This is a genomic window from Hymenobacter cellulosivorans, assembly GCF_022919135.1.
GTDB lineage: Bacteria > Bacteroidota > Bacteroidia > Cytophagales > Hymenobacteraceae > Hymenobacter > Hymenobacter cellulosivorans.
The window spans coordinates 3,468,010-3,486,590 of sequence record NZ_CP095049.1; the positions used below are offsets into that span (position 1 = coordinate 3,468,010).

The following is an 18,581-nucleotide window of genomic DNA, read 5'->3' on the forward strand; positions in this document are numbered from 1 at the left end:
TTATTCTTGTATATATTTGCATTCAGTATGATGAACCAACCCGCGAAATGCTTCTGCCTAAATATTCGTCCTGTGATGGACGAAGTCGGGCCATTTTGCCGGTACGGAAGCTAGAAGCTCATGCTACTAACCCTCTGAAAACGTCAAGGCCCGACTCCTCCCAGGAGCCGGGCTTTTTTTATGTCTCTTGCCATGGTAACCCAGCACTACGACCGGTACACCACCCAGGACCACTTGGTTTGGAAAGTATTGTTTGACCGTCAGACGGCTTTGCTGCACAAACGCGCTGCCCAGGTTTTCGAGCGGGGCTTGGCCAAGGCTGGCCTGCACCGTAATGCCTTGCCGCGGTTTGAGGAAGTCAGCAAGCGGTTGCAGAAGGCCACCGGCTGGCAACTGGAGCCCGTCAGCGGCCTGCTCGACGACGCTGCGTTCTTCGGGTTATTGGCCGAGCGTAAGTTTCCGGCTACGGTCTGGATCCGGTCTATGGCCCAGTTCGACTTCGTGCAGGAACCTGACTTGTTTCACGGGGTCTTCGGCCACGTGCCCTTGCTGATGGACCAGGCCTTTGCCGATTTTCTGCACTTTTTGGGTCGGGTAGCGGCTCAGCACCTGCACGATGCCCCCGCATTGACCCGCCTGGAGCGGCTCTACGGCTTTACGGTGCAGTTTGGGTTGGTAGAGGAGGAAGGCGCCACCCGCATGTACGGGGCCGGTTTGCTGTCCTCATCGGGTGAAATACACCATTGTATTGCCGATGAGAGTACCCGCCGCCCTTTTGAACTGGCCACCGCCTTGCACACGCCCTACAGCGAAGCGCAGCTGCAAGACCAGTACTTCGTGCTCAAAGGCTGGGAGCAGCTCACTGAAAGCGTCGCCGAACTGGCCGCTGTACTGTCGAGTGGCTGGGAGCTGCAGCCTGCGTAGCGCCGCTTGGTATTCTATTTTCAACAAAAAAGCCACTCCCTCGGGAGTGGCTTTTTTACTTATATCAGGTAGTTAAGAAGCGGGTTATCCTTTGAGCTTGAAGTTCTTGCGCAGGTATTCCAGGGCCGCAGCATGGGCATCGGCCGAATACTTCTGGCTGTACTTGGGGTTGGAGGGGTTGGCAAAGGCGTGGTCGGCGTCGTAGCTCTTGATGGTCACCTTTTTCTTGGCAGCGGCCATGTCCTTCTGGAACTGGGCTACTACTTCGGGGTTAATCCACTTGTCCTGGCTGGCAAAAATGCCCAGTACGTCGGTGTTCAGGGTTTTGAGCTTGGCTACTTCCTTTTCGGGCATGCCGTAGTACATCACGCAACCCACGGCTTTGGGGCCGGCGAGCAGGGCCGTCTGCAACGACCAACCGCCGCCGAAGCACCAGCCGATGGAGGACACCTTAGCGTTAGGCCCGGCGTAGAGCAGCGCCCCTTTGATAATGGCCTCGGCGCGTTCGGTTTTCACACCCTGCATCAGCTTGCCGGCTTCATCGGGGGTGGAGGCTACCTGACCGTCGTAGAGGTCGAGGGCAATGATGTTGACACCCTTAAGCTCGTTGGCGTAGGTGGCTGCTTCCTTTTTGATGTAGTCGTTAAGGCCCCACCACTCGTGAATCACGAACAGGTATTTGTCGGAGCGCACGTTGCTCTTGATTTCAAAGGCCTTGGCCGATTGGCCGTCGGTGGTCTTGAACTCAATCATTTCACCCTGGCCCTCATACGTGTAGGGTAGGGGCGCGTCGTGGCCGCCAGAGAAGTCCTCGTTGGTAGCCAGCATGGCAAAAACCTCCGTGGCATTGGCACCGGCCGTGGGCCGCGCGCAGCAGCTCATTTTGGGCGGGCTGGTGCTTACCTGGGCCGAGGCCACGGATACGACGCTGAGTAGAGCAGCGCACAGAGTCCAGAGTTTTTTCATGAAACAGAACGGTAGGGGAAGTGTGGAGGATAAAAAGTGGGTTTGTGGGCCTATACAGCCTTAAAAGCCACTGTGGAGGCTAAAAACTACCGGACTGATAAATAGTTTGCTGGCATATGCTTCCTCACTACGCTCTGGGCCGGTTACCCCGTCACCCAAGGTAGCGTGTCACCGACTGGCTCAGCGGTAAAGTGATGAGTTGGCAGGGTACGGGGTAAAGAGAGGAACTACGGTTGCTGGGCCGCAACAAATTCGAGCGGGGCACCGATTAACTTTTCCAGGTCAGCCTGACGTACGCGGGCATAAAAGTGCTCCATCGACACAGACTGGTCATAGAAGTAGAGGGTTATGCCGGAAGTGGCGTCATTTCCGAGCACGCCAATGACGTTGCGCGGGGGTAACAGCATTACACCGTCGTCGCGCAATTCTCCGTCTTTCGTTTGCTCCAAAACCAATCCGTGAACCTGCCGGCCCCGGGGTAGGGCGGTGGCTGCAAGGGGCTTGTTGTCGGTGTCGTAGGCTGGAATAGAACCCCGCTCCAGGCGGGCAATCAGTGAGTCGCTCCACGCCGGTTGCCACGCTTTGCTGCCTTTGAAGTCCAGGGTCTTTTCACCCTCTTTTATAGTGTAAGCCACCTGAACTTTCTTTTCGGCAACCTTCGAATCCGGTATGGTGCAGCCGGCCAGCAAAGCAGCTACGCCGAAACAGGCAAAAAAACGTGGGTAAAGCATCTGGTGAGAAATGATGTTGACTTTGAGCAAGATGAGCGTGCATTAGAGAAGGCACCTGGCGGCAGCTTCCTTTCTGAACCGGCCGCTACGTCCCGGCGCATGTACCCCAACCTAATCAGCGCATCAAGTACCAGAGAAATTGCGGGTAGTACTATACCTGCTTCTGGGTATTTTAGGGGTAAGGGGCGGGGCTTCGACTTCCTGGTTATACCTTCATGCCACCGTTCTGACCCACTTTGGGGCAGAGTAGGGGCCGGGTGCTACAGTTCTTGCTACTCCTGGCTTCTGGCCCGCGCTACCTTTGCCAGCTCACCGTTTTGCCTGTGGAATCTTCTCGTCCCGCCCCGGCGTCGCTTCCTTTTCTCACTTTTCTGGGTCGTCCGTTTACCCTCGATTTACGGGCTCTGGCCTTGCTGCGGGCGGCTGTAGCCGGCGTAGTCCTGCTCGACCTGGGTATTCGCAGCACCGACCTGGAAGCGCACTATTCCAACCAGGGAGTGCTGCCCGTGGCGGCGCTCTATGACCACCTCTGGACGCCCTACCAGTTTTCCCTGCACGCTGCCACCGGCCTGTGGCAGCTGCAGGCCCTGCTCTTCGGCTTGGCGGCCGGGTGCGCCGTGGCGCTGTTGCTAGGCTACCACACCCGGCTGGCCACGCTGTTGTCCTGGATTTTGCTGGTGTCGGTGCAGAACCGCAACCCGATGATCGGGCAGGGCGGCGATGATTTGCTGCGTATGCTGCTCTTCTGGGGTCTGTTTCTGCCCTGGGGCCGGGTGTGGTCACGGGATGCCCGGCAGCGGGGCCCGGTCCTATCGTATGCCTACTGCAGCGCGGCCACCGTGGCCTACGTGGTGCAGCTGGCTTTGCTGTACTGGTGTACCGCCCTGCTCAAGTTTGGGCCCGAGTGGACTCAGCAGGGCACCGCGCTGTACTACGCGCTTAGTCTCGACCAGCTGGTGCTGCCCCTGGGCAAGGTGCTGTATCCTTATCCTGCGCTGCTGCGAATTCTCACGCTGGGTACCTGGTATGGCGAGTTGCTAGTACCGTTTCTGCTGTTTCTGCCGTTTGGGGTACGCAGAGCCCGTCTGGCTTTTCTGTTCCTGACGCTGAGCTTCCACCTAGGCGTGAGCCTGACGCTATTTGTTGGGCTTTTCTTCATTATCTGCTCCGTAGCTGGTCTGGGACTGTTGCCCGCCTCCACTCTGAGCTGGCTGCAAACTCAGGCCTTGCGGCTCTGGGCATACTGGCAGCAGCACGCGGCAAAGACCAGGCAGTTCGCTTTGCACTGGCCCCGGCTTCCCTGGCGGCTTGAGCAGCAGCCCACCGGGCTTGGGCCGGCTACCCGGGTATTGCTGCGGGGTGCGCGCGAGGCTGTGGTGGGCGTGCTGCTGCTCTACGTATGCTGGTGGAACCTCGACGGTATTGCTACCACCCCCAGCCTGCTGATGAGCGAGCCGCTACGCTGGCTGGGCTATGCCTTTCGGGTTGACCAGCACTGGGGCATGTTTGCCCCCACGGTATTTAAAGACGACGGCTGGTATATTCTGGAAGGTAGCACCCCGGATGGCCGCCTGCTGGACCTGAACCGGGGCGGGCAGCCGGCTTCGTACGGCAAGCCCGCGGCCGTGGTCAGTCTGTTTTCGAATGACCGGTGGCGCAAGTATTCGGAGAATTATCTGTTTGTCTCCAACGAATGGATGCGGCCTTATTACTGCAACTACCTGCTGCGGAAGTGGCGGGAAAATCCGGCCAACCCGCCTTTAAGTCATCTGGTGGTCGTGTATATGAAGGAAGTGTCCTTGCCCGATTATCAGGTAGCCGAACCCACGCGCGAGGTGCTCTGTGAGTGCCAGTGAGCCTTGGCCGCAATGAAACAGCCCGGTAGCAAAGAGCTGCCGGGCTGTGGGGTGGTGAAAGCCGGGGATGATTCGTGCGCCGCTCAGGTGGTAGCGCCGCTTAGGGGCAAGATAGTTTGCAGCCGTTCTTCTGCCGGTCGGCGTAAGCCACTGAGCGAATAACAATTTTACCGGTTGAGGTGCAGCTGCTATTAGTCAGCTTCTCTCCTGGGGCCAGACTTAGCGCACCGGCGCACTTGTAGCTGCCGTCGGTGCGCTCAATGCCGAGCTGAATGCTGACGGCCTGACTGCTGTTGTTGCGCACGGTTACCGTCCGGCCCCCAGGTGTGCCGCAGACCGAATTGCTCTCGTTGCTAACGATTTCAATAAAGTCGTTCATCGATACGCACTTGTCGCCGCTGCTGCCGCCGGTGGTGCCGGGCTTACCCGTGGTGCTGCCGTTGCCGGAGGTGCTAGTGGTGTTGCCCGGGGTGCTGGTACTGCTGCCGCTGGTGGTGCCGGAGGTCGTGCCAGTGCCCGAGGTGGTGCCGGGCGTGCCACCGCCGGAAGTCGTGCTGCCCGTGGAGGTGCTGCCCCGGGTTGTGCCGCTCGTGCTGCCTGACGTTGTTGGCAGTATACCGGTGGTTCCGCCAGACCCCGACGTGGTACCGGAACTGGTGGTGCCGAGGGTCAGCCGCTGAGTGACGCAGGTAGCCGGAATAATGTTGATAGTTCCACTGGATGGAGTGGTGCCGGAGGAGGTGTAGCGGTACGCGCCCGGCTCTAGTTCCATGAAGGTTGCCGTCCCGACCGTATTGCACAAGGGCTGAGCGGTGAAGGAAATGCTCAGGTGGCGGGTTGCCGGCGTTGCTCCGGTCAGCGTTACGGGTGGGGAAGGCGCCAGTAAGGCCGATTTGCTGGCTCCGACCCAGAACATGACGCTGCCCTTAGCGTTGGTGCTGCCATTCACGGTGACCTGCTGGCTGGTGCGCTTACCCGCTACCACCGTCAGGGTGCCTTGTATAGGGGGCGTCTGGCCCGTGGTAGCAACCCATTCGTAGCGGCCGGGGCGCAGACCAGTAAACGTGTTTTCCGGTGTGGAGGCGCAGGAAGCAGCATTGGGGCAAGACTTGGTAAGAGTACGCTGCTGGGCATGGTCAGCGTCGAACAAATCCACGGAAATCGGCAGCTTCAGCGTAGTGCCCGGCCCGTACACCCACACCATCACGCTACCCGTTGCTTGGATGGGGCCCTGCTTTGCAGCAACCACTGTTGCCGAGGGAAGAGCAAGCAGTATAAAAACAAGCAGAGAAAGTACGCGGAGCCTAAAACAGAATCTCATAGTACAAAATGATTAAAGGCTACAAAGGCGAGGAAGAGGTTTGTCATACCACATACCAAAACGACCCAGCAGCAAGTACGCTGCCGGGTCGGAGAGTGGAATATTAGACAACTGGAATCTCCAGCCGAATTAAGGACACGCCGAGAAATTACATTTGCTTGCTGCCCAGTCTGAACTCAGCAGGGATTGTACCTGATATACACGTGAGGCATCAGGGGAGCAGATATCAGCAGAGAAACTCTGACCTGGTGCTATACCCCCTGAGGTATAACCGGCCCACTTTCCATTAGCTTGTTTCAAGCAAATTCGAATAGCCAGTGTTTGGTTACTATTGTTTTTAGCTGTCACCTTTAAGGCTCCAGCACCACACAGGGGAGAGGTATTAGCGGTGGTAATAAGTAGGGACCCATTGTACGATGCACACGCTCCCCCACCCGTAGTGGTGCCACTAGTCGTGCTCGTTGTGGTACCACTAGTCGTGCTGCTGGTTGTTGAGCCGCCCGTAGTGGTGCCACCCGACAAGGGGACGCGAGTACAGTTACCACTTGATACGACCAGATTTCCACTACCGGCGCTAGGTGAAGTTGAATAGGTGTAAGAGCCGGCAGGTAGGGTAATTGTGGCTGCTCCAGCATCGCCACAATTACCAGCACTGGTACGAGAGACGGTACCCGTCTGGCCGTAGATGCTAACTGTGATAGGCGTGCTTAAGGTTGCCCCGCCCCCTGGTACGTAGAAGACTACCTGCCCAGTAGTAGGCGCGGTTGAGTATGTTATCTGAGTGGCAACACAGCCACCAGCTGGTACGGTTATGCTGCCCGAGTTCCAGGTTTGCCCACTGCCACTAATAGTATATCTGTAGGTACCGGGGGCTAAGTTGTTTATAGCAGCCGTTCCTGTGCAATTTGGTGGTGATGGGAGGGTACTACTTACAGAAGCCGTCCGACCATTATCGAGCGTAACGGTAGCACTACCACTCAGTGGTTGGCTGGTCCAGAACACGGCATTCCCCTGGGGCACGAGTTCCTGCACAATACAGCTGTTCGGGGTAACAGTTAAAGTGCCAGACGATGGTGAAACCCCGGAAGCAGAAGTAGCAGAGAATTGATATGTGCCCGGAGCGAGTCCACGAAAATTGGCTCCGCCAGTGGTGGTTGACGAACAGTCTATTGCCGCTGGCGTCGCAGTAGTTATGGTGGACCTCGCATACGTCTGCCCAACCGGTGAAACTATCAGCGTTATAGGGTTTTGTAAGAGTCCATTCCCACGCACCCAAAAAGCAAGACCACCAGAGGTAGAGTTAGCTGTTGACAGTTGATAAGCAGAGCAGGAATTCGCAGTCACCTGAACTGTACCCGACCAATGGAGGGTGTTCGCATCATTCCGTGCCGTGAAACTGTAAGTGCCAGGAGGAAGGGCAGTGAATGTGGCAGTATTGTAGGCTCCACAGCTAGGCATGCTCAAACTTGGAGATGTTATAGTCTTTACTTCCTGTGATAGACCTTGACCTGTAAGCGTCACAAATACAGTATTATTAATCACGCTGCCTAACCAGAACATTACGTTGCCCGGCGCACCGCTGGTTGCATTAGCAAGAGTAAGTTCAATAGGCCTGCAACCTCCTGTTCCAACACTCACTGACGGAATAGACCATGTGATAGTACGGGGAGGGGCCGAGTAGCTTGTGCCCGGATAGTAAGTCGTGCTGGCCGTCAGATTGTATGAGCCTCCAGCTGTTGGCCAAGTAAACGTGGCAGCTCCTACGTCACCGCATTCCGGTGTTGTATACAGTTTAGAGGTTATAGTTTTAGTTTGCGGGCCCATGGTAACAGTAATGGGCATATTTAAAAAATCCAGCCTCGTCCAAATTACTGTCGGCGTTGGGCCTGAGCCGCCGGTCGTAGTGCCCGCAGTAGTGCCCGCTGTGGTTCCACTAGTCGTAGTGCCTGAGGTTGTGCCCGAAGTAGTACCTCCGCTGGTGGTTCCACCTGCTGCGGTAAATGTCAATTGTTGGGGCGTGCAGGTACCGTTGGTCACTACCACGCTACCGCTAAGTGCCGTGAAGCCGTTAGCAGTAGCGGTATAGGTATACGTACCCGCCGGCAAGCTGCCAAAAGTAGCCGCGCCAGCTGCGCCGCAACCGGGAGCCGTAGTAAAAGAGGAAGTAATCGAAGCTGTACTTCTGCCACTCAGTGTTACGGAAACGGTCGGTACTGTGCTTTGGTTATTCCAGAACACGATACTACCGTTGCTGGTTGAAGGCGCACTGCTGGGCAGCAAGGCACTCACGCACCGGTCGGCAACGACGGTAATGGCCTTGCTCCAGGTTTGGCCGGCGCAGTTACTGGCCGTGGCTGTGTAGGTGCCCGGAGCCAGGCTCACGGTATAGCCGCCGGCCGCGCCGCAGTCAGGGGCGGTGGTGGGGAAGGCGCCGGTTACGGTGCCGGTTTGGCCCTCAATGGTTACGGTAATTGGCCCGCAGGTAGCGGCCTTATCCGTCCAGAACAAGACTTGGCCCTTCGCAGTAGGGGTAGCGGTTTCGCCTTCTTTTTTGCAGGCTACGACAATGCCAATGACAAACAGCAGGCCACACAGCCAGCGTCCTATACGCAGTATAGACTGATTCATTTTCAGGAAAATACGGGTGTTGAAAGCCTAGCGGGGCTTGTTTTGCAGGCGGGCACGTCGGCTCAGCGGGTCCAGGGCGGCGCCTTCAGCCGGAAGGGCCTGGAAGGTGCCGGCATCCACGGCCGGAGGCAGCCCATTTAAGGCTTTTTGTGCTTGAGCCTCGGGGCTACCGGCTTTCGGTATTCCCACGGCGGGTGCCGTAGCCGGACCCGAGTCCATGGTAATGTTGATGGTGTGGGCGTCGGTGCGGCGTTGCACGGGAGCGGCAGGAGCCTCGCTCACGGACGGGGCTACTTCCTGAACAGCTTCCTGGGAAACTGATTTGGGAGCCTGAGCACGGGCGGCGGAGCTAATACCGAGTAGCAGCAGGCCGCTGAGCAGGGCTGGGGCAAGGGTAGAGCGTTGAGTCAAAGCGGGTGCAATAAGGTAGGGGAGGGGTAGCGCTCAAACCTGTTGAAAAAGAACAGGGGAGCGGGGAAGACGCAATGGGGTATACTCGACAAAGGTAGGGGCCCTTATTAGGCCCGACAATACCTACTTGTAGGTATTCTAGGTGCGCTTTCTTCCCCTCTTGCCTCCTTATTACTCGCTACAAAAGCATCTGGCCCTGCTTCTATTACCTCGTGTGCTTAACGCTCGCTGGGTTCGTCCAACAGCCCAAATCCGTCAATCACGCCGTCGATGCTTTCATCGGGCAGCAAATGAAAGCCCTCAGTATTCCCGGGCTGGCGGTAGCCGTGATTAAGAACGGCAAACGAGTAAAAGTCAGCGCGTACGGTACTGCCAATCTTGAATGGAATTGTCCGGTCACAATCCACACCAACTTTCAGATTGCGTCGTGTACCAAGTTGCTGACTTCCACGCTCGTGCTCAAAGCCATTCATGCCGGCAAGCTGCGCCTGGAGGACCCCATCGGCAAGTACCTGGACTCCATTCCCACCAGCTGGCAACCCCTCCGCGTCCAGCACCTGCTCTCGCATACGAGCGGGCTCCGCGAATTTCGGGGAGAGACGTATGCGTCAACTGCCACCGTCGTGCGGGCCCTCAAGGACTCCACCTTGGAGTACGAACCGGTTACCAGGCAGCACTATGCACAGGCGGATTTTATGCTTGCGGGCCACATCCTGGAAAAGATCTACGGCAAACCTTTTCCACAAATTCTGCGCGAGGGGGTCTTGCTCCCACTGCACATGACGGATAGGGCCTACGACATGGAACGGCGCGTGGGCTCAATTATGCGCACGGACCTGATTCCGCAAAAGGCCACCACGTACTACGACTGGGAAAAGCAGCTGCGAGCCTATAAATTTATCTACCCCCAGTACTCTTACACGGCGGGGGGATATTTTTCCTCCATCGACGACCTAGCCAACTGGGCCATTGGGCTGGATCAGAACGTGCTCTTCCCGGCTTCCTTTGCTAACCCCCTGCTGTATACGCGCGGCTCCGTTGGCGGGAAACCTTCAGCTTTCAGTGCCGCCGGCTGGGGTTTGCCGGAGGAGGAAACGAGCATTACGTATGCGGGCCACAGCGGCGGGCCGGGACTGGGGGATGTCTGGCGTTTCCCCGAGGAAGGCTACACGGTTGTAGTGGTCACCAACGACGGCGAACTGTTGCCGGGCCTGGCGCGCGCCATTGCCGCCTTTTACGTCCCCGGATTAGCTCGCACCACGGCGCTTAAGAAGTTTGAGCGCTAGAACTGAACACTTCGTCATTTGCCCTTCGATGAGGCGTGCACAAATTAGAAAATTTGAACAAGGGCAGGCCAATGAGGTCAGGCTTTCAGTAGCTTGTGAGAGGCACATAGGCAGTGCCGGCTAGCCCACAGCCGCAGCGCCAGTTTGCACCGAGGCGCGCAACTCCGTGAGCAGAGCATACAGTCCTACATAGGTGCGGTTCAGGTAAATAAAGTGCTCGGAGCCCCGGGGCTCCCGCTGCTGCCGAAGCTCGGGCTGCTGCATTAGGTCGTCGCCGAGCTGATAGAGAGCTGCCATATAAGCCGGGTCGCCGAAGTCGAAGGCAGCCTGGCGGAAAGGGCGGCCTACAAGTTCGAGCGAGGCCTGCATGGTGCGTAGGTAAAATTCCCGGCGGGACGGGGCATCCTCGGGGCGCAGCACGCCGGCCTGGGTCAGTAGATCGGCCAGGCGAGTTTCGTCAGCCAGGGTTTCGGGCGTGAGCAGGGCCGTAAACAGCGCGTACACGTCGGCCGGAATTTCCTTGACGCAGCCAAAGTCCAACACGCCCACCGTGCCGCCATTGTCGGCCCGCAGCAGGAAGTTGCCGGGGTGCGGGTCGGCGTGCACCCGGTGCAGGGTGTGGAGTTGAAAGGCGTAAAAGTCCCACAACGCTTGTCCGAGCTGGTTGCGCACTTCTTGGCTTGGGTTCGTAGCCAGAAACTCCTTCAGGTGCTGGCCCGGCAGCCAGTCCATGGTTAATACCCGGTTGGTGGACAGCTCGGGGTAGTAGCGCGGAAATTCCAGGTGCGCAATGTGGGCACACTCGGCGGCTATTTCGGTGCCGCGCTGCAATTCCAGGGCATAGTTGGTTTCCTCCAGCAGGCGGGCTTCTACTTCCTCCAGGTAGGGCCGCACCTGAGCTTCATCCAGGCCCAGTACTCGCAGGGCAATAGGTTTCACCAGCCGGATGTCCGAACGGATGCTGTCGGCTACGCCCGGGTACTGCACCTTCACGGCCAGCGTACGGTCATCTTTACGAGCCCGGTGCACCTGCCCAATGCTAGCCGCCTGCCGGGCGTTGATGTCGAATTCGTCGAAAACCTCAAACGGGGAGCGGCCGAAAGCATCCCGCAGCACCTTGGTTACCAGCGGACCTGATAGGGGCGGGCTCTGGTACTGGGCCTGGGCAAACAGGTCGGAGTAGGCCGTCGGGAGCATATTTTTCTCCATGGCCAGCATCTGGGCCACCTTGAGCACCGAGCCTTTCATCTCGCTCAACGCACCGTAGAGCTCGGCAGCGTTGGCCGCGTGCAGGTCCTCGGTTTCACTCGTGACGCCGGCTGCACGTTTGGCGTAGTGCTTCACGTAGTTGGCCCCCACTTTTAGGCCAGTTTTGGCAAAGCGGGCCGCCCGGGCCACTTTCGTGGTGGGCAAGGAGGCCAACTGCCGGGAGTCGGTTGGCGCGGAGGCTGCCGATCCGGACGTATTCAGGTCGTCACTCATTAGCGGCGGTTTACCAGAAAGCGGGCCAGGTCCAGGGCCGAATCCAGGGTGTTGCGGCCCACCAAGTCAAAGCTCAGCGTTACGGCTTTTTCAATGGCCGCGTCGGTGCGCTCGAAGTTCAGGGAATCGTCTTTAGCGAAGAAGCCCAGCACAAACAGGGCCTGCTGCCAGAACAGGCGAGGATACTGCTCCTGCACCAGGGGCCGTACGGCTACTTCCTCGGTCCGCTTGCCTTCCTGCAAAATGTCCTGCACGAACTGCTCGAAGTCCTGGCGGAAATCGTCGAGCACCCGCGGCGTCAGGCCAGGCATGCGGTGTAAGGAACGGCGCAACGAGTTCAGGGCGTAGCTGCGGTTCTGCTTGAGCAACTCCAGCAACGTGTAATAGAAGCCCAGTAGCTTTTCGCGGGCCCCATACTGTTCCCACACCGGCTCGGTAGCGGCACGCTGCCGGGCCTGCCGGGCAAAGTCGGCCCAGATTTCCCGGTCGATGGCGTCGAAATTGGCGTAGTACTGGTAGAATTCCGCCTCCGGAATGTTGAGCTTGCTGGTCAGCTTATACACCGACGCGGGCGGGGTGCCCTTGCGGAGCACGTAGTCGAGGTAAGCCTGTTTGATGCGGTCCTTGTCCATAAGAAGTGGAATGCTTGGCTAAACGGAGCCGGTGTGGTAAAGCTGACCCAGGTGATGATCCAGATGCGTCAGGTAATCTTCAATTACTAAACCCAGCGAAACCAACTCTGGTTTGTCCCGGCCCCAGTTTATTAAGGAAGAAAGCTGGGCGGTGGGCACCTGCGTTGCCAACCGGGCAAAATGCCGGTTCAGCAGCACCCACAACTGCAGTAGCTCATTCGAAGGATACGTCTGGTAATCAGCGGCCTGTACCCAGGCGTTCTGCTCATACACAATGTGTGCCCCCGGCTGATGCTGGGCCACAACAACACGCCGGATATTGGTCTGGGCCGAATCAATCAGGTGACCCAGGATTTCCTTCTTACTCCACTTGTTGGGGGACGGCCGCCGCTGCAGCTCGTCTTCGGAAAGGCTGCGCCAGAAAGTGCTTACCTCGGCAATGCGTTGCTCTATCGGACTCATTTCTATTGACTGAGGCTTCGACTAAGGAAAACCAGGGAAGGGAACCACTAAACAGACACTAAGCTAGCTGGCACCCTGATAAGCGGCGCGAAATGTAGCAATGGCCCGCTCCCGGGCAAACTTATGATCGACAATGGGCTTGGGATACTCGCAGGTGCCAAATTCGGGTACCCACTGCCAGACGTAGGCAAAGGTGGCATCATACTGTTCCTGCTGACTTTGCGGGCTGTACACCCGAAACCACGGCGCGGCCACGGCTCCGGTGCCGGCCATCCATTGCCAGTTGCCCACGTTCTGGGCCATGTCGTAGTCGAGCAGCTTGTCGGCAAAGTATCGGTCACCCCAGCGCCAGTCGATAAGCAGGTGCTTGACCAGAAAGCCCGCCGCGGCAATCCGGGCCCGGTTGGGCATGTAGCCGGTCTGGTTGAGCTCCCGCATGCCAGCATCGACGAGCGGGTAGCCGGTGCGGCCCTCGCACCAGGCCTGGAATTCTGCTTCATTGTTGCGGTAGGGCACTTGGCGCAGGCGTGGGTCGTAGCTTTCGGTGGCCGTGTAGGGAAAGTGCCAGAGCAGCATCATGAAAAAGTCCCGCCAGATCAACTCGTTCAGCAGCTTGGGATTTAGCTCCCGGGCCTGCCGCATCAGCTCCCGCACGCTCAGCGTCCCAAAGCGCAAATGCACCGAGCGGCGCGTGCTGCTGTTCACCAAGCCAGGTTTGTCGCGGGTGTTGTGGTAGTTGCGCACCAGCTCCTCGGCCGGCAGCTCAGCGGCAGGTACCTCCTGCTCAAACCGTTCGAAGCCCATCTGTTCCAGTGTCGGGCGCGGCGCGGCACCGGGCAGCTGAGCCAGATTTACCTTGGTAAATAAGTCCCGCGAAGGGTAGGGCACCAAATGCTCGTCGCGCAGGGCGGCCAGCCAAGCTTTGCTGTAGGCCCCAAACACCTTGGGCGGCGTGCCCGACTTGCTCAGAATTTCATTCTTGGCAAAAATCACCTGGTCCTTATACAGCTGCAGCTCCGCCCCGGCTTGTTGCAGCAGTTCGGCCACGGCCGCGTCGCGCACGGCAGCGTAGGGCTCGTAGTCTTCGTTGGTGTACACGGCGGCTACATCGTGCTGCTGCGTGAGCTGGGCAAAAACCTCCAGCGGCTTGCCATAAAAGGCCAAAAACGTACCGCCGGCCTGCTCGGTCTGCCGGGCCAGGCGCTCCACCTCATCGTAGATAAAGGTTACCCGGGCGTCGCGGCGGCTGGGCAGCAAGTCCAGGATTTCCCGGTCGTAGATAAACAGCGGCACGACCGGGTAGCCGCTTTGCAAAGCCGCCGTCAGGCCCGCATTGTCGTGCTGCCGTAAGTCGCGCCGGTGCCAGAACAAGGCTATTTTCATTGCTTCGCTTAGTTGTTAGTTGCTCGTTGTCAGTTGTTAGTTATTGGTTGTTCGTTGTTCGTTGTCAGTTGTAAGGTCGGTTGACGCCTGCTCCTAACAACTGACAACGAGCAACTAAAAATTACTTCAGCTTGCCCAAACCCCCATCCACGGGCATGACCTGCCCGGTGATGAAGCCGCTGTGGTTGGAAAGCAGGAAGGAGGCCATGTAGGCTAGGTCCTCGGGCTGGCCGATACGCTGCAGCGGGTGGCGCTTGGCCCCAGCCTCTGCTTTCTCGGGTGAGTTAAGCAAGGGCGCGGCCAAAGGTGTATTGGTCAAAGAAGGCGCAATAGCGTTGACGCGAATGTTGCTGCCGGCGTACTCGGCGGCCAGGGCCCGGGTGAGGCCTTCCACCGCAGCTTTGGCCGTGGCAATACTGGTGTGGAAACTCATGCCCGTGGTGGCCGCCACGGTGCTAAAGAGCACTACCGAAGCGCCTTCGGCCTTTTTGAGCTTCTTCATCGTGGCCTGCAACACCTGCACCGCACCCAGCACGTTCAGCTCGAAGTCGGAGCGGAAGTCATCCAGTGGAATTCGCTCGAAGGGCCGGAGCTTGATGCTGCCGGGGCAGTATACCACGCCGTGCAGGGTTTCGGGGAGCTGGGTCAGCAGTTCGGCCGGTAGCGGCTGGGTAGCATCGGCCTCAAAGTGGGTTGTGCTCAACTCAGCCAGCTCGGGCGAAAGGTGGCGGGAAATAGTGAAGAGCTTGGCTTCCAGCGTGTGCAGGAGCTGAGCGGTGGCCAGGCCAATGCCGGAGGAAGCGCCGACGAGCAAAATATTCTTTTCTGAAAAGTTCATGGGTGGAGTAGTGCCGAGGTTGTGAAAACACAACTGAGCCAGCTCCCCAAGGTTTATATCTTGTAACCTTAATGCAAAAAATAACGAATGTTTGTTTGCGAATTGCAGCAGTTAGCAAAAATTCGCTGCAAAATTCTAGGGTTTACCTGCCTTTTTCCTAGCTTTCCGACCTCAACGCTCTTTCCACTGCCAAACACGTCTACCGTAGTCTATGAACATCCGCAAACTGCTGGTCGCCAACCGGGGCGAAATCGCCATCCGCGTATTACGGGCCGCCACCGAGCTGGGCATTCCCACCGTGGCCATCTACACCTACGAGGACCGCTACTCGCTGCACCGCTATAAAGCCGATGAAGCCTACCAGATTGGCCGCGACGATGACCCGCTGAAGCCCTACCTGGATATTGAAGGCATTTTGCGCGTTGCCAAGGCCAACGGCGTGGACGCTATTCACCCCGGCTACGGCTTCTTGTCAGAAAACGCAACGCTGGCCCGGCGCTGCGGGGAGGAAGGCATCATCTTCGTCGGACCACGCCCCGAAGTCATGGAAGCCCTTGGCGACAAAGTGGCAGCCAAAAAAGTGGCTGTGCAGTGCCAGGTACCCATCATTGAAAGCAGTGTCGAAGACCTCAACGACTTGGAAACCGCCCAGCGCGAAGCCAACCGCATCGGCTACCCGGTGATGCTGAAGGCAGCTAGCGGCGGCGGGGGCCGGGGCATGCGCGTCATCCGCGACGACGAGCAGCTGGAACGCGGCTTCTTCGAGGCCCGCAACGAGGCCCTGAAAGCCTTCGGCGACGACACCGTGTTTCTGGAGAAGTTTGTTGAGAACCCCAAGCACATCGAGGTGCAGCTCGTGGCCGACACCCACGGCAACATCGTCCACCTCTACGAGCGGGACTGCTCGGTACAGCGCCGCTACCAGAAAGTGGTGGAGGTAGCGCCCTCGCTCAACCTGCCCGACCACATGCGCCACCTCTTATATGAGTATGCGCTGCGCCTGGGCCGGGCCGTGAACTACAACAACGTGGGTACGGTCGAATTTCTGGTCAACCCCGAAATGGACCGGATTTACTTTATCGAGGTGAACCCCCGCATCCAGGTCGAGCATACCGTCACGGAAATGATTACCGGCATCGACCTGATTAAAACCCAGATATACATTGCCGACGGTGCCCGGCTCTCGGACCCCGAAATCGGACTGGAAGTGGGAGGGAGGCCAATGAAAAACGGCTACGCCATTCAGTGCCGCATTACCACCGAAGACCCCGAAAACGACTTTAAGCCCGACTACGGCACCATCGTGGCCTACCGCTCGGCCGGGGGCTTCGGCATCCGTCTGGATCAGGGCTCGGTGTACCAGGGCGCCAAGATTTCACCGTTTTTCGACTCGCTGCTGGTGAAAGTGTCGGCCCACGCGCCCACGCTGGAAGGTGCGGCCTCCAAAATGGCCCGCACCCTGGACGAATTCCGCATCCGCGGGGTGCGCACCAATATCCAGTTCCTACAGAACATCATTGCCAACCCGACCTTCGTCGGCGGGCAGGCTAATGTGGACTTCATCAAGGACCACCAGGAGCTGTTCAAATTCAAGCCGCGTCAGGACCGCGGCACCAAGATTCTGGGCTTCGTCGGTGATATTATCGTCAATGGTAACCCCGATGTGAAAGGGCTGATTGACCCGAAAAAAGAGCTGCGCAAACCCATTCTGCCCAAGTTCGACCTGGACGCGGCCTACCAGCCCGGCACTAAGAACAAGCTCACCGAACTGGGCCCCGAGGGCTTTGCCAAGTGGCTGCGCGAAGACCCGCTCGTTCACTACACCGATACCACCTTCCGCGACGCTCACCAGAGCCTGCTGGCCACCCGCATGCGCACCTTCGACATGCTCAAAGTGGCTGAGCGCTACGCCAAGCTGCACCCCCAGACGTTTTCAATGGAGGTCTGGGGCGGCGCAACGTTCGACGTGGCTCTGCGCTTTCTGCACGAAGACCCCTGGGAGCGGCTGGCCAAAATCCGGGAAGCCGTGCCCAATATTTTGCTCCAGATGCTGATTCGCGGGGCCAACGGGGTGGGCTACAAGGCCTACCCGGATAACCTCACCGAGCGGTTTGTGCAGCAGGCCTGGGAAACCGGCGTCGACGTGTTCCGCATTTTCGACTCGCTCAACTGGATGCCGGGCATGGAGTCTTGCATCAACTTTGTGCGCAAGAAAACCAAAGGTCTGGCCGAAGCCAGCATCTGCTACACCGGTGACATTCTGGACCCCAAGCGCAACCAGAAATACTCCCTGGACTACTACCTGCGCCTGGCCAAGCAAATCGAGGATGCCGGGGCCCATATCCTGTGCATCAAGGACATGGCCGGCCTGCTCAAGCCCTACGCCGCTACCGAGCTCATCACCGCCCTGCGCGACACGGTCAACATCCCCATTCACCTGCACACCCACGACACCTCGTCGTTGCAGCCCGCTACTTACCTCAAGGCCGTAGAAGCCGGCGTGGATGTCATCGACGTGGCTATGGGCTCCTTGTCGGGCCTGACCTCCCAGCCCAATTTCAACTCGGTGGTGGAAATGTTCCGCGGCACGCCCCGGCACCGGGAGTTTGACCAGGACAGCCTCAACGACTTTTCCAACTACTGGGAAACGGTGCGCGAGTATTATTATCCGTTCGAGTCGGGCCTAAAAGCCGGCACGTCGGAGGTATTCCAGCACGAAATTCCCGGTGGTCAGTATTCCAACCTGCGCCCCCAGGCCGCCGCCCTGGGCCTCGGCGACAAATTTGAGCAGGTGAAAAAGACCTTTGCCGATGTCAACGAGCTGTTCGGCGACATCGTGAAGGTGACCCCGTCGTCGAAAGTGGTCGGCGACATGGCTTTGTTCATGGTTTCCAACAACCTAACCACGAGCGACGTGCTCGAAAAAGGCCACTCCCTGAGCTTCCCAGAGTCGGTGCAGAGTTTGTTCCGCGGCGACATCGGACAACCGGAAGGCGGCTGGCCCCAGGAGCTGCAAAAGCTGATTCTTAAGGACGAAAAGCCCTTCACCGACCGGCCCAACGAACACCTCAAGCCCATTGATTTCAAGAAGGAGTGGAAGAAGTTTGAGGAGAAATTCGGCGAAGGCGTCAAGTTCACCGACCTGCTAAGCTACTTGCTCTACCCCAAGGTGTTCGAGCAGTACTGGGCCCATTTCCAGCAGTTTGGCGACGTTTCCCTTGTGCCCACGCGGGTGTTTTTCTACGGCCTCAAGCCCGGCGAGGAAACCATCATCGACATTGCCCGCGGTAAATCGGTGATTGTCAAGCTGCGCTCCGTGGGCGAAGTCAACGACGACGGTTGCCGCACGGTGTTCTTCTCCTTCAACGGCCAGACCCGCAACCTGGAAGTGCGCGACAAATCGGTGGAAGTCAAGACGGTGCGCAATCAGAAAATCGACAAGGCCAATCCCCGGCAGGTGGGGGCCCCGCTCCAGGGCATGCTCTCCAAGGTATTAGTCGAAAGCGGGCAGCAGGTGAAGCGCAACACCCCGCTCTTCATCATCGAGGCCATGAAGATGGAAACCACCATCACCGCCCCCGACGATACCACCGTGCAGGGCGTGCAGCTCCCGGAAGGCACTTTGGTCAACGCCGACGACCTGGTGCTGACCTTGGCTTAG

13 protein-coding genes are annotated in these 18,581 nt (G+C 58.4%); 4 read left to right on the forward strand and 9 right to left on the reverse strand.

Annotation, left to right across the window (positions count from 1 at the left end; translation table 11 throughout):
- Positions 1 to 180 precede the first annotated feature (180 nt).
- A complete protein-coding gene (locus tag MUN80_RS14690) occupies positions 181 to 924 on the forward strand; it encodes a phenylalanine 4-monooxygenase (RefSeq protein ID WP_244714107.1) in 744 nt (247 codons plus the stop codon).
- Between the two features lie 84 nt (positions 925 to 1,008).
- Here the strand turns inward: MUN80_RS14690 and MUN80_RS14695 are convergent, their stop codons facing one another.
- Together MUN80_RS14695 and MUN80_RS14700 are read right to left on the reverse strand one after the other, a co-directional pair.
- Entirely contained in the window at positions 1,009 to 1,890 is an 882-nt protein-coding gene (locus tag MUN80_RS14695; protein ID WP_244714109.1) for a dienelactone hydrolase family protein, read from the reverse strand.
- Positions 1,891 to 2,117: 227 nt separating this feature from the next.
- A complete protein-coding gene (locus tag MUN80_RS14700; protein ID WP_244714111.1) occupies positions 2,118 to 2,651 on the reverse strand; it encodes a hypothetical protein in 534 nt (177 codons plus the stop codon).
- Between the two features lie 293 nt (positions 2,652 to 2,944).
- Between MUN80_RS14700 and MUN80_RS14705 the strand changes: the two genes are divergently transcribed.
- On the forward strand, positions 2,945 to 4,477 hold the full coding sequence (locus MUN80_RS14705; protein ID WP_244714113.1) for an HTTM domain-containing protein: 1,533 nt from the start codon (positions 2,945 to 2,947) through the stop codon (positions 4,475 to 4,477).
- 100 nt (positions 4,478 to 4,577) lie between these two features.
- On the opposite strand, the gene MUN80_RS14710 is transcribed toward MUN80_RS14705, so the two are convergent.
- Both MUN80_RS14710 and MUN80_RS14715 read right to left on the reverse strand, forming a co-directional pair.
- Entirely contained in the window at positions 4,578 to 5,726 is a 1,149-nt protein-coding gene (locus MUN80_RS14710; RefSeq protein WP_244714115.1) for a hypothetical protein, read from the reverse strand.
- Positions 5,727 to 8,453: 2,727 nt separating this feature from the next.
- Positions 8,454 to 8,837, reverse strand: coding sequence for a hypothetical protein (locus tag MUN80_RS14715; RefSeq protein WP_244714117.1), 384 nt, complete (start codon positions 8,835 to 8,837; stop codon positions 8,454 to 8,456).
- A gap of 212 nt (positions 8,838 to 9,049) precedes the next feature.
- On the opposite strand from MUN80_RS14715, the gene MUN80_RS14720 reads away from it, so the two are divergent.
- Entirely contained in the window at positions 9,050 to 10,123 is a 1,074-nt protein-coding gene (locus MUN80_RS14720) for a serine hydrolase domain-containing protein (RefSeq protein WP_262922004.1), read from the forward strand.
- A gap of 120 nt (positions 10,124 to 10,243) precedes the next feature.
- Here MUN80_RS14720 and MUN80_RS14725 read toward each other — a convergent pair whose 3' ends face one another.
- From MUN80_RS14725 to MUN80_RS14745, 5 genes are all read right to left on the reverse strand, one after another.
- Positions 10,244 to 11,605: an ABC1 kinase family protein gene (locus MUN80_RS14725; RefSeq protein ID WP_244714121.1), complete on the reverse strand. Its 1,362-nt coding sequence runs from the start codon at positions 11,603 to 11,605 to the stop codon at positions 10,244 to 10,246.
- Entirely contained in the window at positions 11,605 to 12,237 is a 633-nt protein-coding gene (locus tag MUN80_RS14730; RefSeq protein ID WP_244714122.1) for a TetR/AcrR family transcriptional regulator, read from the reverse strand. Before MUN80_RS14730 ends, MUN80_RS14725 begins: the two co-directional genes overlap by 1 nt.
- Positions 12,238 to 12,255: 18 nt before the next feature.
- Positions 12,256 to 12,699: a DinB family protein gene (locus MUN80_RS14735; protein ID WP_244714123.1), complete on the reverse strand. Its 444-nt coding sequence runs from the start codon at positions 12,697 to 12,699 to the stop codon at positions 12,256 to 12,258.
- A gap of 63 nt (positions 12,700 to 12,762) precedes the next feature.
- On the reverse strand, positions 12,763 to 14,082 hold the full coding sequence (locus MUN80_RS14740; protein ID WP_244714124.1) for a cryptochrome/photolyase family protein: 1,320 nt from the start codon (positions 14,080 to 14,082) through the stop codon (positions 12,763 to 12,765).
- A gap of 121 nt (positions 14,083 to 14,203) precedes the next feature.
- Positions 14,204 to 14,920, reverse strand: coding sequence for an SDR family NAD(P)-dependent oxidoreductase (locus MUN80_RS14745; protein WP_244714125.1), 717 nt, complete (start codon positions 14,918 to 14,920; stop codon positions 14,204 to 14,206).
- 211 nt (positions 14,921 to 15,131) lie between these two features.
- Between MUN80_RS14745 and MUN80_RS14750 the strand changes: the two genes are divergently transcribed.
- Entirely contained in the window at positions 15,132 to 18,581 is a 3,450-nt protein-coding gene (locus MUN80_RS14750; protein WP_244714126.1) for a pyruvate carboxylase, read from the forward strand.

Coding starts and splice junctions, on each gene's coding strand:
- MUN80_RS14695 (WP_244714109.1), bottom strand. CDS start 1,890: ATGAAAAAACTCTGGACTCTGTGCGCTGCTCTACTCAGCGTCGTATCC.
- MUN80_RS14745 (WP_244714125.1), bottom strand. CDS start 14,920: ATGAACTTTTCAGAAAAGAATATTTTGCTCGTCGGCGCTTCCTCCGGC.
- MUN80_RS14730 (WP_244714122.1), bottom strand. CDS start 12,237: ATGGACAAGGACCGCATCAAACAGGCTTACCTCGACTACGTGCTCCGC.
- MUN80_RS14740 (WP_244714124.1), bottom strand. CDS start 14,082: ATGAAAATAGCCTTGTTCTGGCACCGGCGCGACTTACGGCAGCACGAC.
- MUN80_RS14690 (WP_244714107.1), top strand. CDS start 181: ATGTCTCTTGCCATGGTAACCCAGCACTACGACCGGTACACCACCCAG.
- MUN80_RS14735 (WP_244714123.1), bottom strand. CDS start 12,699: ATGAGTCCGATAGAGCAACGCATTGCCGAGGTAAGCACTTTCTGGCGC.
- MUN80_RS14725 (WP_244714121.1), bottom strand. CDS start 11,605: ATGAGTGACGACCTGAATACGTCCGGATCGGCAGCCTCCGCGCCAACC.
- MUN80_RS14750 (WP_244714126.1), top strand. CDS start 15,132: ATGAACATCCGCAAACTGCTGGTCGCCAACCGGGGCGAAATCGCCATC.